This window comes from Planococcus sp. YIM B11945, from assembly GCF_050864155.1.
In the GTDB taxonomy this organism is placed as follows: Bacteria; Bacillota; Bacilli; order Bacillales_A; family Planococcaceae; genus Planococcus.
On the sequence record NZ_JBOZWR010000008.1, the window covers coordinates 156447 to 170954 of the forward strand.

General features: G+C 46.6%; 15 protein-coding genes. 3 read left to right on the forward strand and 12 right to left on the reverse strand.

The genetic code is table 11. The features are described 5' to 3' along the window. Nucleotides 1–16 precede the first annotated feature (16 nt). From ACRRQV_RS16080 to ACRRQV_RS16100, 5 genes are all read right to left on the reverse strand, one after another. Entirely contained in the window at nt 17–1954 is a 1938-nt protein-coding gene (locus ACRRQV_RS16080) for an FtsX-like permease family protein (protein WP_432532723.1), read from the reverse strand. Then, nucleotides 1926–2699, reverse strand: coding sequence for an ABC transporter ATP-binding protein (locus ACRRQV_RS16085; RefSeq protein ID WP_432532725.1), 774 nt, complete (start codon nt 2697–2699; stop codon nt 1926–1928). Before ACRRQV_RS16085 ends, ACRRQV_RS16080 begins: the two co-directional genes overlap by 29 nt. Continuing rightward, nucleotides 2680–3702: a sensor histidine kinase gene (locus tag ACRRQV_RS16090; protein ID WP_432532727.1), complete on the reverse strand. Its 1023-nt coding sequence runs from the start codon at nt 3700–3702 to the stop codon at nt 2680–2682. Before ACRRQV_RS16090 ends, ACRRQV_RS16085 begins: the two co-directional genes overlap by 20 nt. Further along, nucleotides 3702–4406: a response regulator transcription factor gene (locus tag ACRRQV_RS16095; protein ID WP_432532729.1), complete on the reverse strand. Its 705-nt coding sequence runs from the start codon at nt 4404–4406 to the stop codon at nt 3702–3704. Before ACRRQV_RS16095 ends, ACRRQV_RS16090 begins: the two co-directional genes overlap by 1 nt. A gap of 72 nt (nt 4407–4478) precedes the next feature. Next, nucleotides 4479–5471: a lipoate--protein ligase gene (locus ACRRQV_RS16100; RefSeq protein WP_432532731.1), complete on the reverse strand. Its 993-nt coding sequence runs from the start codon at nt 5469–5471 to the stop codon at nt 4479–4481. 144 nt (nt 5472–5615) lie between these two features. On the opposite strand from ACRRQV_RS16100, the gene yhfH reads away from it, so the two are divergent. Next, on the forward strand, nt 5616–5741 hold the full coding sequence (yhfH, locus tag ACRRQV_RS16105; protein ID WP_432532733.1) for a protein YhfH: 126 nt from the start codon (nt 5616–5618) through the stop codon (nt 5739–5741). A 512-nt stretch (nt 5742–6253) separates the two neighbouring features. Here the strand turns inward: yhfH and ACRRQV_RS16110 are convergent. The 4 genes from ACRRQV_RS16110 to hemE are packed head-to-tail and all read right to left on the reverse strand — an operon-like array spanning nt 6254 to nt 10179. Beyond that, nucleotides 6254–6724 carry a FixH family protein gene (locus tag ACRRQV_RS16110; protein WP_432532735.1) on the reverse strand — a complete coding sequence of 157 codons (471 nt, stop codon included), beginning with the start codon at nt 6722–6724 and terminating at the stop codon, nt 6254–6256. A gap of 28 nt (nt 6725–6752) precedes the next feature. Continuing rightward, nucleotides 6753–8159 (reverse strand): protoporphyrinogen oxidase, encoded by a 1407-nt coding sequence (hemY, locus tag ACRRQV_RS16115; RefSeq protein ID WP_432532737.1) that lies wholly within the window; start codon nt 8157–8159, stop codon nt 6753–6755. 16 nt (nt 8160–8175) lie between these two features. After that, nucleotides 8176–9093 (reverse strand): ferrochelatase, encoded by a 918-nt coding sequence (gene hemH, locus ACRRQV_RS16120; RefSeq protein WP_432532739.1) that lies wholly within the window; start codon nt 9091–9093, stop codon nt 8176–8178. Nucleotides 9094–9135: 42 nt separating this feature from the next. Further along, nucleotides 9136–10179, reverse strand: a complete 1044-nt coding sequence (gene hemE, locus ACRRQV_RS16125; RefSeq protein WP_432532879.1) for a uroporphyrinogen decarboxylase — start codon at nt 10177–10179, stop codon at nt 9136–9138. Between the two features lie 210 nt (nt 10180–10389). On the opposite strand from hemE, the gene ACRRQV_RS16130 reads away from it, so the two are divergent. Together ACRRQV_RS16130 and ACRRQV_RS16135 are read left to right on the forward strand one after the other, a co-directional pair. Further along, the gene (locus tag ACRRQV_RS16130) at nt 10390–10899 is read left to right on the forward strand and encodes an antibiotic biosynthesis monooxygenase family protein (protein ID WP_432532741.1); all 510 of its coding nucleotides are present in this window, start codon (nt 10390–10392) and stop codon (nt 10897–10899) included. A 166-nt stretch (nt 10900–11065) separates the two neighbouring features. After that, nucleotides 11066–12244, forward strand: coding sequence for a M20 family metallopeptidase (locus ACRRQV_RS16135; protein ID WP_432532743.1), 1179 nt, complete (start codon nt 11066–11068; stop codon nt 12242–12244). Nucleotides 12245–12288: 44 nt separating this feature from the next. On the opposite strand, the gene ACRRQV_RS16140 is transcribed toward ACRRQV_RS16135, so the two are convergent. From ACRRQV_RS16140 to ACRRQV_RS16150, 3 genes are read right to left on the reverse strand one after another with little or no spacing between them, the layout of a single operon-like run. Next, nucleotides 12289–13488, reverse strand: a complete 1200-nt coding sequence (locus ACRRQV_RS16140; protein ID WP_432532745.1) for an ABC transporter permease — start codon at nt 13486–13488, stop codon at nt 12289–12291. Continuing rightward, the gene (locus ACRRQV_RS16145) at nt 13472–14221 is read right to left on the reverse strand and encodes an ABC transporter ATP-binding protein (protein ID WP_432532747.1); all 750 of its coding nucleotides are present in this window, start codon (nt 14219–14221) and stop codon (nt 13472–13474) included. The genes ACRRQV_RS16140 and ACRRQV_RS16145 overlap by 17 nt, the downstream gene beginning before the upstream one ends. 30 nt (nt 14222–14251) lie before the next feature. Beyond that, on the reverse strand, nt 14252–14401 hold the full coding sequence (locus tag ACRRQV_RS16150) for a hypothetical protein (protein ID WP_432532749.1): 150 nt from the start codon (nt 14399–14401) through the stop codon (nt 14252–14254). Nucleotides 14402–14508 lie beyond the last annotated feature (107 nt).

Below are 14508 nucleotides of genomic sequence, written 5' to 3' on the forward strand. Positions count from 1 at the left end.
ACAGGCACCGTAAAATTTACGATGCCTGAAGATGGACGACATAGCGCCACCGAATCAAAAAGAAATATAAAATTTGGGCAAGCGTAAAACCTGCGAGCACCCATGCCATCTCCCCTAAAATGGACAGTTCGGCAAATTCGTCCCACACCACTTGAAGTGATATGAAGGCGAACGCACTATGCAAAAGCGCCAATGCCCACGGCAGGAAAAATTGCGGGATCAATTGGCGGTTGACGATTTTCCCTAACTCTTTTTCCGTCATGCCGAGCCGGACAAGCAGCAAATACTGCTTTCGGTCGCGTTCAAGGCCCGTGTACAGTTTAAAGTAGATAAAGCTGCCGGCTGCCAGCAAGAATACAGCGGCGACCATCAGCCCGATAAACAACAGCAGGGCGAACGACGACTTGAACCAATGGTAATCGTCTCCTGGATTTTCAAAAAAGAAATTGATGCTGCTGAAATCTTTCGCTTTTACCGCACTTTCCATTTGGGCTTTTAGGTTGGCGCCGATGCCGGTCGTTTTTGTCCAATCCGGAATATGGAATGCGTAGTATGTGAAATTGGACTCTTCTTTTTCAAATCCCCTCAATGGTTTTGTAATGGCTTCAAAGTCGCCGTCTTCCAATACAATGCTGTTAGAGTTCAATGTATTGCTGGGAAATAAAATATACGGGTATACCGAACGGATTGAAACCGGCACATCACTTTCTTGCAGCGTCGTTTGGACTTGGCTATTTTTCAACGCATTCAATGATTCCTTGGAATTGGCAATAAACATCGCTTCCCCTTTTTTGGGGGCGATGGGTTCAAAACCAAGCACATAAGCCAACCGGTTAAAATCAGATTCGCTTAGAATATCCACGACATTTCCGGTAAATTCAGAAGTTTGCCGCTTGATCGTCAGCGGGGCAAGGGCATATGCCAATTGCTTTTCTTCCAATTCCGTGACTAGCTGATTGATGTGCTGCTCTTCTAGTTCATTGTTTTCAAAGGAAATGTACACTAAGCTTAACGGATTTAATTGCCGGTAATCGCCCGTGTACGATGTAAACGACGCAAGCGTCCCGACCGTCAAAAAAGCGACCGTGGATACGATGGTCACGATAAAGAACATTTGCGCGCTGTCTTTTAATTTAACTGAAGCTTCAGCAAGCGACACAAGCCGTGTCTTGTTCCAATAAATACTTTTTTTCTTTTTATAAATATTCAGCAAAAAATGAATCGAATGGGTAAAAAACAAATACGTGCCAAGCGTCGCCAGCGGCGGCACGATCAGCACCATGCGCACAACGGTCCGGTCAGAAACAGTCGCCGCCAAAATATACGTAGCCGCCAGCAAAAACAGTCCGAGAATCGACAGCATCGTTGACGCATTGGTCTCTTCTTCCGTTTTCCAATAGCCTTGCAGCAAATCGACAATGCGCTTTGTCCGGATAAATCCGACGCTGACCAATGAAATGATGATGAACAAGCTCGCAAAAGCAGCAATTGTCAAAAGGAACGGCTGCCAAGACAAATACAGCGGCAGCGATTCCAAGTCCATCAATTCACGGCCGATCATAAAGAAAAACTTCGAAAAAGCGAAGCCGAACGCAATGCCTGCCACCGTAGAAACAGCGCCTAAAATCAGTGTTTCAAAAAAGACCAATTTGCTCAATTGCCTCTTGGTCATGCCCAGATGCATCAACACGCCGAATTCTTTTGAACGGGCCTGCAAAAAAGCGCTCATCGAATAAAACAAGAAAAACAGCGTAAACACGTACAGCACGATTTCTGCAATGAACATGCCGCGCACCGCGAGCAAACGCAGCCCTTCTTCTTCAAAAAGCGGATGGAAAATAAACATCGAGTAGACAAAAAACACCATTACCGAAAAAACGCTGGCTAAGAAAAAAGCCGCGTAGCTCCGGCGGTTTCGAAAGACGTTACGGTAAGCGAGTTGCCGAAAGGTCATTGACATTTCCTCCCAACAACGACAGCACGTTCAAAATCTTTTGGTAAAATGTCTGGCGCCGGTCATCGCGGTAAATCTCGTTAAAAAATTCGCCGTCTTTGATAAACAGCACGCGGTTGCAATAACTAGCCGCAATTGGATCATGCGTCACCATCACAATCGTCGCATTTTCTTCGCTGCTGATGGCCGACAACACTTCTAAAACATCGCGGGATGCTTTTGAATCCAAGTTCCCTGTCGGCTCATCCGCTAAAATCAGCGCCGGTTTATGAATAATGGCCCGGCCGATTGCCGTCCGCTGCGCTTCTCCTCCGGAAATCTCATTTGGCCGCTTGTGCAAAATCGACGTTAAATCCAATCGTTTCGCTATGTCTAAAACCCGCTTGGCCATTTCGTCTGTCGGGATGTAATCCAACGTCAACGGCAAGACGAGGTTTTCTTCAACCGTCAGCATTTGCAGCAAATTGAAGTCCTGAAAAACAAAGCCAAGCTTCCGTCTTCTAAACAGCGCCAACTCGTTTTTATCAAACGAATGAGGGTTTGTCCCATCAATTAAAATATCGCCAGAAGTCAATGTGTCGATAGTTGAGATCAAGTTCAGCAACGTCGTTTTGCCGCTTCCTGATGGTCCCATGACCGCTAAAAATTCGCCTTTTTCCACTTCAAAACTCAATTGATTCAGTGCCCGGTGCGTCACTTTGCCTTCATACACTTTCGTCACTTCGTCAATTTTTAATAAGGTCATTTGTTTCCTCCTGTGTTGCTTCTTGATTGTAAAACTTGACGGAGACCGTCGTCCCTTTCCCGCGTTCTGAGGATATCGTCAATTTATGCCCCAATTTCTCACAAACTTCATTTGCCAAAAACAAGCCCATTCCGGTCGACTCTCCGGTTTTCCGTCCATTTTCGCCCGTAAAAAATGCTTTCGTTACACGCGCTAAATCCGATTTCGGGATGCCGATTCCTTCGTCCCGAATCGTTAACACTGCTTGATCTTCTTCGCATTCTGCAGAAATATACACTTTTTTATTCGGTTCAAAGGTGTATTTTACGGCATTCGTCAAAAACTGACCAATGATAAATTTCATCCATTTCCGGTCGGTCAAAACGGCACACGAATCGTCAATGTCGATTTCAGGATAAACGCGTTTTGAAATAAACAACCGTTTGTTCTCGGTAACCATTTCGGAAACAAGTCCGCGCAATTTCACTTTTTCAATTTGGATATCTTGTTCAAACGTGTCAAGACGTGCGTTCATTAATACGGTATCAAGCCCCGACTTTAGCCGCTCGACTTCTTCGCGGACGCTATTTTTGTCGAGTTCCTGCTCTTCTTGCAGCAGCAATTGCATGACCGACAGCGGCGTTTTCATTTGATGCACCCATTGATTCATAAATTGCAAATGCCGGTTTTGGGAAGCGTATAATGCCTGCACTTCGTATTGATAGAGTTTGTACAATTGCTGCAAATACAAATCCGCTTGGATATGTTCAGGCGACCGCCCTTCCCGCTGCAGCATGTGCTCCATGTCTCCCGGCTTCGCCATCACTTTCTGGTAATAGCGGTAGCGTTTGATAAAACGCGCCGCTAAAAAAGAAACGATCAAAAGGGTGCTGATGACAAACGAATAAACGGCCGTGTCGACATTGCGGAATCCGTCGAGCCAATACAACATCATGATGAATGCGACCAGGAGCAATTCAAAGACGATGAATGCCGCATGTTCTTTTAAAAACAATCGCAGCATTACGCTTCCTCCTCATGAAGAAGCAGGCGGTACCCCGCGCCGCGTACGGTTTCGATAGTTGACAATACATGATAGTCCGCCAATTTCTTGCGCACGCGCGTCATGTTGACATTCAATGTATTTTCATCAACAAATGCCTGGTCATCCCATAATTCCTCTAATAGCTGCTCTCTCGTCACCACTTTCGGGTAATGCGCAAGCAGCATTTCCAAAATCGTCGATTCTTTCTTTTGCAGCGGAATCACTTCCGTTTTCACGTGAAGTTCCATCCGTTCCATAAACAGCGCCATGCGCCCCACCTTGACCGAGCGTTCTTCTTGCTTTGGAGCGTATTCTCCGTATGCGCGCCGCAAATGGCTTCTTATTTTTGCAAGGACGATTTCGTAATGGAAAGGTTTCGTGATGAAATCATCCCCGCCATTTTCTAATGCAAACACTTGGTCCATATCCCCAGACCTCGCCGATATAAACAAAATTGGACATGTTGTTTTTAACCGCAATTGGCGGCACCAATAATAGCCATCATAAGAAGGCAAATTAATATCAAGCAAAATCATATGGGGATCAAAGGCATCCACCTCATCGAGAATTCGATCGAAATCTTTGGCGGTTTCCACTTCGTAATGATATTTGCGCAGCGTATCCGCCAACAATTCCGCAATTTTGAAATCATCTTCTACGATGAAGATCCGTTGAGCTGCCATGCTGATTCCCCCTTCCTGTTTTCTTCCATTTTAACAAAAGAGCCTGCTTAAAAGCAGGCTCTTCAGAAATTCTTAATAAATTAATTTTAAAAACTCTTCTTTCGTGATGCCGCCAAGATAGGTCGGAATATCAAATCCGCTTACTGCTTCATCCAAAGAAGCCCGTTCGTATTTGATGCCCGTGATGGCATTTTCGATTTCCGCTACATCGCCGACTCCAAAAAAGTCGCCGTAAATGTTCGCATCTTTTACAACGCCGCCTTCTACTTGCAAGCGGACATCAATGCCTCCTACCGGGAAGCGGTGAGAATGCTTGACGTTGAATTTCGGTGATTTTCCATAGTTCCAATCCCAATTGCCATAGCGTTTTTTCGACAACGCACGGATATTGTCCCAATCCTCATCCGTCAATTCCCAATACTTCACATTCGCTTCGCCTTCAAACAACGAGTGAAGGATGGCAGAACGAAATTCTGTAACGCTCATCGGCTCGGCAAGAAACTCTGAAATATTGGCCACGCGGCTGCGGATCGACTTGATGCCTTTCGATTCGATTTTGTCTTTGCTGACTTTCAATGCAGATACAACCGCGTCCACTTCTGTATCAAACATCAATGTTCCATGGCTGAACATGCGGCCTCTTGTGGAAAATTGGGCGTTTCCTGAAATTTTGCGGCCTTCCACCATTAAATCGTTGCGGCCCGAAAGCTCAGCGTTGACGCCAAGGCTTTGCAGCGCTTTGACGACAGGCTCCGTAAACTTGCGGAAGTTCCGGAAGCTGTTGCCGTCGTCTGTTGTGATAAAGCTGTAGTTCAAATTGCCGAGGTCATGGTAAACTGCCCCGCCGCCTGATAAGCGCCGAACCACGTGAATGCCGTTGGAATCAACATAGTCGGTATTGATTTCTTCAGCTGTATTTTGGTTTTTGCCAATGATAATCGCTGGTTCATTTATGTAAAATAACAAAAAAGAATCTTTCTCTATATCCATCGTATTCAATAAATATTCTTCAATCGCCAAGTTGATTCGTGGGTCAGTAATGCCTTTATTGTCTACAAAATACATGGGTTTCTCTCCTTTAGATTCCATACTCTCTTTAGTTTAACGGATTTATTCATATTAATCACGGGTTAGGGTTGACGAATCTTTTCTGTTATAATACAATTAACTAAACAACAACAGTACTATAACAAAAAGGAGCTGGAATGAATGATTGAAAATGTCGTAGAGTATTTCAAGAACCTGCCCCCTAAACAATGCACAAGCTGCGGAGAAAAAGTGGAAGAACAGCACGAATGCTACGGCTCGCAATGCGAATCATGCAGCGAATTATAAAACATAAAAAAGGCAAGCGCCATTTGCGCTTGCCTTTTCAGGCTGTCGAGAAAGTAGCATACCCTTCTCATTCCGCTTCAGGCGGACGCGTTCCGCGGGACGCGGCCTAAGCCTCCTCAGCCGCTGCGCGTCTTGCGGGGTCTCAGGCTCACGTCTTTCCCGCTGGAGTCGCCGCCTTCCGCTTCATTCGAAGAGAGAATTTACTCGATGTAGTTCCGGAAATAGAAAGTAAATAAGAGCCCGTGTACCCATGGGCTTCCTTACTTGTAGCGGCTTTTTTGGTGAAAAGTTATCCACTTAAGCTATGGAGCAAACCAGCGGAGACGCCTGCGGGAAAGCGAAGTGCCGAAATCCACTCGGGCATTCGCCCGAGTTAGTTCGGCACGAGCCCGCGGCAAGCGCAGCTGGTTTGCGGAATAGCAACTACAAACGAATGCTTTCTGCCATTTGAAAAGAGTTTTTCAACAAGCTGAAAAGGCAAGCGCAATTTGCGCTTGCCTTTTCGTTTTTTCTTAATGCCCCATATGCTCATTCATTTTATCCATGCCTTGGGAATCGTCACTATCATCGGGAATTATGGATGCAGGATCCGGACTGCCGACTGTGATTTCTTGTTTTGGCATGGCATGAAGGCGGCGGGCTGTGGTATGGGCTTGTACAAAATACAAGCCGTCTTCGTCAAATTCAGTGACCGCTTCGTAAATGCCTTTTTCCGTATGTTCAGCGGTGATCATCTCGCTATGTTCACGATGGCCCGACTGCCATACTTCAAAAACCACTTCGTCAGCATCTTCTACTGCTTCTTCGCCTTGCGTGACGGTAACTGATAAAACGACTGGTTGAATTGCTTCCGCCGTTTGTTCGGTGTTAAATGACACTTTCACTTCTTCCGGCATAGTGCCAGCGCCAGATGAAGCGGGTTCGTCTGTTCCGCAAGCGCCCAATAGCAGCATCACCATTACAAGCCAAGCAACTTTCTTCATTTCCTTAACCTCCACCCGAATTGTCCAATTACAGACGGTTTAGCAGTTCGCGAGCAGCTGCTTCGCCTTGTTCGACGCAGTCAGCCAAATCAAATCCGCCGAATGAGCTTCCGGCAACTTGCAGCATCGGAAAAGCTTGAGCCAATTCCGCTTTTGCTTGAACAATCCGTTCTTTATGTCCAACGATGTATTGAGGCATGGCGTCTTTCCAACGCGAAACAACGGTAAATTCGGGGTGCGCCTCAATAGCGATTGCTTTTTGCAAATCGGCCAGGACAATTTTTTCAATTTCTTTATCGGATAAATCGACGACAGCTTCATCTCCCACACGCCCAATATAGGCGCGCACCAGCTGTTTACCTGGCGGTGCAGCCATTCCTGGCCATTTACGGTCAGCCCAGCTGCAAGCCGTGATGGTATAGTCGCTCGTCCGTGCAACGATAAATCCAAGATTGTCCGGATAGTTGATGGCTTGTTCGGAAAAAGCCATTGTGATTGTCGCAACCGAAGTCATCGGCATTTCCTTTAAACCATCCAACAAACCAAACGGCTCGAACAAAGGCTGCAGTTTTGAATGAGGAAGCGCAAAAATCGCTTCGTCTACAGCAATCGAAGATGCATTGTTCAAATAAAGCACCGCTTGAGCAGCTTCTTTTGCCACACGTTCAACTTTCACGCCTTTTAAAACCGTACAGCCGCCAAGTTCTTTTTCAAGCGCTTCGACAAGTGTCTGCATGCCGCCTTGAAACGTTTGAAAACCTGCTTTATCGCTACTCAACTCGGCTATCGCCGCTTTTGTCTTTTTCATGCCCAGCACCAAACTCCGGTGCCGGTGTTCCACTTCCAAGTATTCGGGAAACGCAGCTTCCAAACTGATTCGGTCAATGTCGCTGCCATACACTCCCGACAGCAGCGGCTCAATCAAATTCTCCACCAATTCCTGGCCAAAACGTTTCCGCATAAAGGCGCCAAGCGCTTGGTCCCGGTAAGAAGACAATTTAGGCATCACCAAATCTCCTGCGGCCCTTACTTTGCCGCTCCATGAACACAAATCGGAAGCAAGAAACGCGCCAAGCTTTGTGGGGATGCCCATCATAGTTCCATCGGGTATGGGCTGCAAGCGGTCTTCAGCCATAATGGACCATTGCCCGCTCGCCCCTGCTACCAATTTGCTTTCAATTCCCAGCTCTTTTGCCAGTTTCTGTATTCCGTCTTTGCTGGAGGAAAAAGAATCCGGGCCGCGCTCTATGACAAAGCCATCTTTTCGAAGTGTGTGGATCTTTCCGCCTAAACGGTGTGTGGCTTCGATCAAAGTAATCTGAAGTGGCCTTTCTTGCGCTTTCGCCTGTTTTTGCAAATAGTATGCAGCAGCCAAACCTGTGATGCCTCCGCCAATGACTGCCACATGGCGCGTACGTTCCTCCACATTTATCATCGCTTTCAAAAGAAATTTACTTTCCCGCTAATTTGTTTAAAACGACGTCAGCCAAGCCATCGATAAACAACGGCTGAACATTTGGCATTTCAGGGCGTCGATAAGTTGCGCCAATTTCATCGCAGACTACTTTGCATTCATAGTCGTTGTCAAACAAGACTTCCAAATGGTCTGCAACAAAGCCAACTGGCGTATAAACGAATGACGTATAGCCTTTTTGCTCAAAAAGTTCGCGCGTTAAATCTTGTACATCCGGTCCGATCCAAGGTTCTGGAGTTTGCCCAGCGCTTTGCCAGCCGACTTCGACATGGTCAACGCCAGCAGCCTGCGAAATCAATTGCGCTGTTTCTTTCAATTGGTCTGGGTACGGATCCCCGTTAGCGATAATTTTTTCTGGCAAGGAATGTGCAGAAACGATCAAGCATGATTTCGCACGTTCTTCTTCTGACATTTCAGCAAATGCCGCGCTTACTTTTTCGCTCCAGTATTGGATGAATTTCGGCTCTGTGTACCAGCTTTCCACTGATGTCAATTGAATGCCCGCTTTTTCAGCAGCTTCTGCCGCGCGGCCATTGTATGATTTCACGGAGAACGTCGAGAAATGCGGAGCCAATACGATCGAAACAGCTTCTTTGATGCCGTCGCGTTCCATTTCGGCTACGCCGTCTTCAACAAACGGTTCAATGTGTTTCAAGCCCAGGTATACTTTAAATTCGATATCGTCTTGCACTTCATTCAAACGAGCACCCAAAGCCTCCGCTTGATCTTTTGTAATTTTCGCAAGCGGCGACAATCCGCCGATCGCTTTATAGCGGCTGCGAAGGTCTTCTAAGCTTTCTTCGCTCGGCTTGCGGCCGTGGCGAATGTGTGTGTAATAGCGTTCAATATCTGCTTCTTCGTAAGGCGTGCCATACGCCATTACCAATAATCCCATTGTCTTTTTCAATTTGCTCACCTCAAGAGAATTTATATTGCATTAAATGCGCGCTTTGTAAGCTGCGCTGTATTCGTGCACGAATGATGTCAATCGTTTTAATGTATCCGGATTTACTTCTGGGAAAACGCCATGGCCAAGGTTGAAAATATAGCCATCTTGCTGCAAGCCCATATCCAAAATTGCTTTCGCGCGTTTTTCGATTACCGGCCAGTCTGCCAGCAAATACGAAGGGTCGAAGTTTCCTTGCAGCGATTTAGTGAGGCCCATTTGCCGCGCTTCCGAAATCGGAAGCCGCCAGTCCAAACCAACCACATCCACTGGAAGGTCATGCCATTCTTTTGCCAAGTGGCTTGCGCCCACGCCAAAAATGGTCAATGGAACGCCTTCAGTGCGCAGTTCAGTGAAAATGCGCGTCATTACCGGTTTGATAAAAATGCGGTAATCTTCAACATTCAAAGCCCCTACCCACGAATCAAAAATTTGAATCGCTTTCGCTCCTGCTTTGATTTGCGCTTTTACATAAGGAATGATGGTGTCTGCCAATTTATCCATCAACGCAAACCACATTTCGGGCTCTGATGCCATCATCGCTTTTGTTTTGTTGTAGCTTTTTGAAGGGCCGCCTTCGATCATATAACTAGCAAGTGTAAAAGGCGCTCCCGAGAATCCGATCAACGGCACATTCAATTGTTCTTGCGTCAGCAAGCGAATCGTTTCAAGGACAAAATCCACATCCTGCTCCGGATTGATTTCGCCAAGGCGCTGAATGTCCGCCATCGTACGGATCGGGTTATCGATGACCGGGCCGATGCCCGCTTTGATTTTCACGTCTACGCCAATTGCCGGAAGCGGTGTTACGATGTCTTTGTATAAAATCGCTGCGTCGACGTTGTACTGGTCAACAGGCAATTTGGTCACATAAGCGCATAGCTCCGGTTGATGCGTGATTTCCTCCAAAGAATATTTTTCCTTAATTTTGCGGTATTCCGGCTGAGAACGCCCTGCTTGGCGCATATACCATACCGGTACATGATCCGTTTTCTCTCCGCGCGCCGCACGTAAAAAAGTATCGTTAAACGTCATATGTCTACTCATCCCTTCAATCTGCTTATCCTTTTGTATATCGCTTCCATATCGCTTTATACTATAGACGGTCTGTTCTTTATTGTATAGATTCCTTGAGCAAATGTCATAAATTAGACTCTTATGCCTTCACCAGATTGCCATTTTGCGTTTCATGCAATTTTCTTCAGGGAACGGTATAGTAGAAGAAAAGCATTGGAGGCGAATCGTTTGAATTTATTTATGACGACAGGAACTTACGGATATATGAAGAAACTGCGCGAAAAACACGCCAACGAAAACATGGTGGTCATGCAAGGCGAGAATACTACGCTGGTGATTCACGAAACGGAAGGCAAGACTGTTTTCCAAACGCCGCGCCGCTACGAAGTGGTGGATGGCACCGGTGAGTTCAAGGAAAAAGGATTTTTTGTTTTCAATAACATTCCGGTGACCGACGAGGGCCGTCCGATATTTGAACACCGTTTTAAAAACCGGGCAGGAGCCATTGAAAACGAACCCGGATACGTGGCGTTCCGCGTGCTCCGGCCGCTGGATTCCGATACGTATGTGGTGTTGACCGAATGGGAATCTCCTGCATTCTTTGAAAAATGGAAAGAATCCCAGGCCTTTTCGAAAGCCCATGCGAAGCCTGAAGGCGGATCAGCAGAAAAACGCCCGAATATTTTCTCCGGCTCATCGTATGTTACGACTTATACTGCAAAACCGGAAGACGAATAAATACTTGCAGCCGCCTTTGTTCCCTACCCGGAGCAAAGGCGGTTTTTTATGTGATCGGTTTTCTTCTATAGTAAATCCCCCTTTCTATTGTTCAAATAGAATGAATTCTTATTTTTTTGTGATATTCTTAATACAGCGGATTTACGCTATGAAAGGGGCCAACCAAATGATTGAAAAACTTTTTGCTGAATTAGATGGCAGTTATGCGGAAATGGTGGAAATCCGCCGGTATTTGCACATGAACCCTGAACCGTCTTTTCATGAAGAAAAAACAGCAGAGTATATTCGCAGCTTTTATGAAAAGCTTGGTGTGGAAGTAAGGCACGGCGTCGGCGGCAATGGCGTAATTGCCACTATCCGTGGAGCTAAACCGGGAAAAACGGTGGCATTGCGTGCCGATTTTGATGCCTTGCCGATCCAAGACCAAAAAGAAGATATTCCCTATAAATCGCAAGTGCCAAACGTTATGCACGCATGTGGACATGATGGCCATACGGCAACGCTCCTCGTGCTTGGGAAAACCTTGCACACGCTGCGCGAGGAACTAGAAGGCACGTACGTCTTGATTCATCAGCATGCCGAAGAACTAGTGCCTGGCGGCGCAAAATCAATGATCGACGCTGGGGCGCTCGACGGAGTTGATGCCATTTTTGGCACCCACTTATGGTCGACGACTCCATTCGGTCGCATCGATTACCGAGTTGGACCCATCATGGCAGCAGCGGATACGTTCCGATTAAAAATCCAAGGCCGCGGCGGCCACGGAGCGAGCCCGCATGAAACAAAAGATGCCGTCGTGATCGGTGCTCAAATCGTAACAAATTTGCAGCAATTAGTGGCGCGTCGCGTTGACCCGCTTGAGTCTGCCGTCTTATCGGTTGGCTCATTTATCGCAGAAAATCCATTTAACATTATCGCGGACCAAGCGGCGTTGACCGGAACAGTACGGACGTTCAGCGAAAACATCCGGACGCTGATGGAAGTGGAAATGGAACGCGTCATCAAAGGAACGAGTTTGGCAACTGACAGCACATACGAGTTTTCGTATGAAAGAGGCTATCCGGCGGTAGTAAACCACGAAGCCGAGACGCTGTATTTGAAGAACATTGCCGAAACCGTTCCAGGCGTTGAAGAAGTATATGACGCCCCGCCTCAAATGGGCGGCGAAGATTTTTCCTATTACTTGGAACAAGTGCCCGGCACCTTCTTCTTCACTGGCGCCATGCCAGACGGCGACGTTTACCCGCACCACCATCCAAAATTCAATTTTAAAGAAGAAGCAATGTTGATTGCGGCTAAAACATTAGGATCCGCTGCCATCCAATATCATGGCGAAGATAAATGATTCCATTAAAAAGAACCTCCGCATTTTTTCTGCGGAGGTTCTTTCTATTTCTTCCTCTTCGATACTGATAACGTAACGATCGACACCAACAAAATCACCACAAAGGCAGCAAGCGCCAGCAGCATGTCGCCTTTTACAATCACTATGGCAGCTGTGAGCAGCGCTTGGACGGCTTGGATCACCAGCACCAATTTCCATACAGCTTGTTCCCTGTTGAATTTCGACAACGGGAACAAATTGTCCATACGAAAATGCTGCGTCTTCGTCAAGCCTTGCCAAATCTGGATGGCTGAAGCAAAAGCCAGTGCAGCGGAAAAAATGCCGACTGCAATCGGGAACGGGATGAGCCAAGCTCCGAGCATGGAAATGGCCGTCAATCGCACCCACAGATAAAACAGTTCATCCGACCGGATAAACGTGCGCCAAACCAAATACAAATGGGCGTTTTTCGCTCCCGGTTTCACTATCCGGTACACCCAGTTCAACCAAGACCGAGCTTTGATTTTGCCTCTTATATGCGGCACGTCTGTAAAATAATTCGCAAATTGATAAAACCGCAGCATGCGGTTTTCTTCCAAGCCGATAAAGTGGTCGAACGCAAACGGCTTGCCGCTCGCTTTTTGCTGCACCCATCTGCCGTAAATAATGGTGGCAAACAACATTAGGCCGGCGAATAAAATCTGGGCTTCAACATAAAAATAAACGAAAAGCAGCACAACAGCAAAACGGATTAGCCGGTCCACCCACGCATTCTGCCCGGCGTTCATTTTGCGGTATGAAAATTCCGTCTGGACATTCCACCACTTGAGCAGCAACAGCAAAATCGGCAGTCCGATCAACATCGACGTATCCAAGCCGTACAAAGCATTTACCATCGGAAGCGATACGATGAATGCAATGACCGGCAAATACAATTGAGAGAAAAATGTCCATTTTAACGCGGGTTTTAAAAATTCATCAAGCTTGCTTTCAAGCGGCAGCAAATACACCGCATCCGCTTCTTTTAATAATGTGGTCGGTGGGCTGTAGGCCAATAAAATCCCCAAGACAACCGCCATTACCCAAGCTCCCGGAAATCCTTCTGGAATGTTGTGGACCCATTCGCTGTAAGCATACCCGGCAGCGCCTAGCGCAAACAGCAGCACAACCGCAATATGCCCGGTCACGATGTATTTTAAATAGTTTTGGACTTCAATCGTGTATTTTTGAAGCCGGCTGGACCATACTTCATGCAAATTCTTCATTAAGTTCATCCTCAGTCATCGCAATATACAAATCATCCAATGATGCATCCGGCATATTGAACGCTTTCCGCAAATCGTCCATTGTGCCGCTCGCGCGAACACGCCCGTTATGAAGCAAAATGATGCGGTCGCAATAGCGTTCCGCTGTCGACAAAATATGGGTCGACATAAGGACCGATGCCCCTTTTTTCTTTTGCTTTTCCATTTGGTCCAAAAGCGATTTGATGCCAAGCGGATCTAATCCAACAAACGGTTCATCGATAATGTACAAAGCAGGATTCACTAAAAAAGCGCTCATGATCATCACTTTTTGGCGCATCCCTTTTGAAAAATGGGACGGAAACCAGCGCAGCCGTTTTTCCATCCGGAACTCCTTCAATAATTCTGCTGAACGTTTTTCAAAAACAGCTGAATCGAGGCCGTACGCCATTGCCGTCAGCTCCAAATGTTCACGCAGCGTCAATTCATCGTAAAGGACTGGCGTTTCCGGGATATACGAAAACGACGACCGGTAGGCGTCCATATCTTCTTCAAACGTTTTTCCATTCAAGCGGATTTCTCCAGATTTGGGCTGCATCAACCCGATTATGTGTTTGATGGTTGTACTTTTCCCGGCTCCGTTCAATCCAATCAATCCGACAAGTTCGCCTTTTTTGATTGAAAAGGACACATCCTGCAATACGGGTTTGCGCGTGTAGCCGCCCGTTAATGACTCAACTTCTAAAATAGCCACTGCCAACACCTCTTTCTTTCATATATTGTATCAAAACTTCCGCGTGATTTCTTTTTCTGTGTAGGTTGTGATATTTTTCACTACTAAAAAATAATCATTTTTCATATATAGGGTTGTCGATATTCCGTAAAACAGCTGTGCGAAAACCGTATGCTCTTGCAGCGTTACACGCTTTGTCAAAAAGGTATGGCCCGAACTGCCTTCAGTCAATGCCTTTCCTACTGACGAGCGCCAAGCCTTCTCGGCCGCTTCGCTCCTTGTGGGGTCTCGGCTGTCTCAGCCTTTTC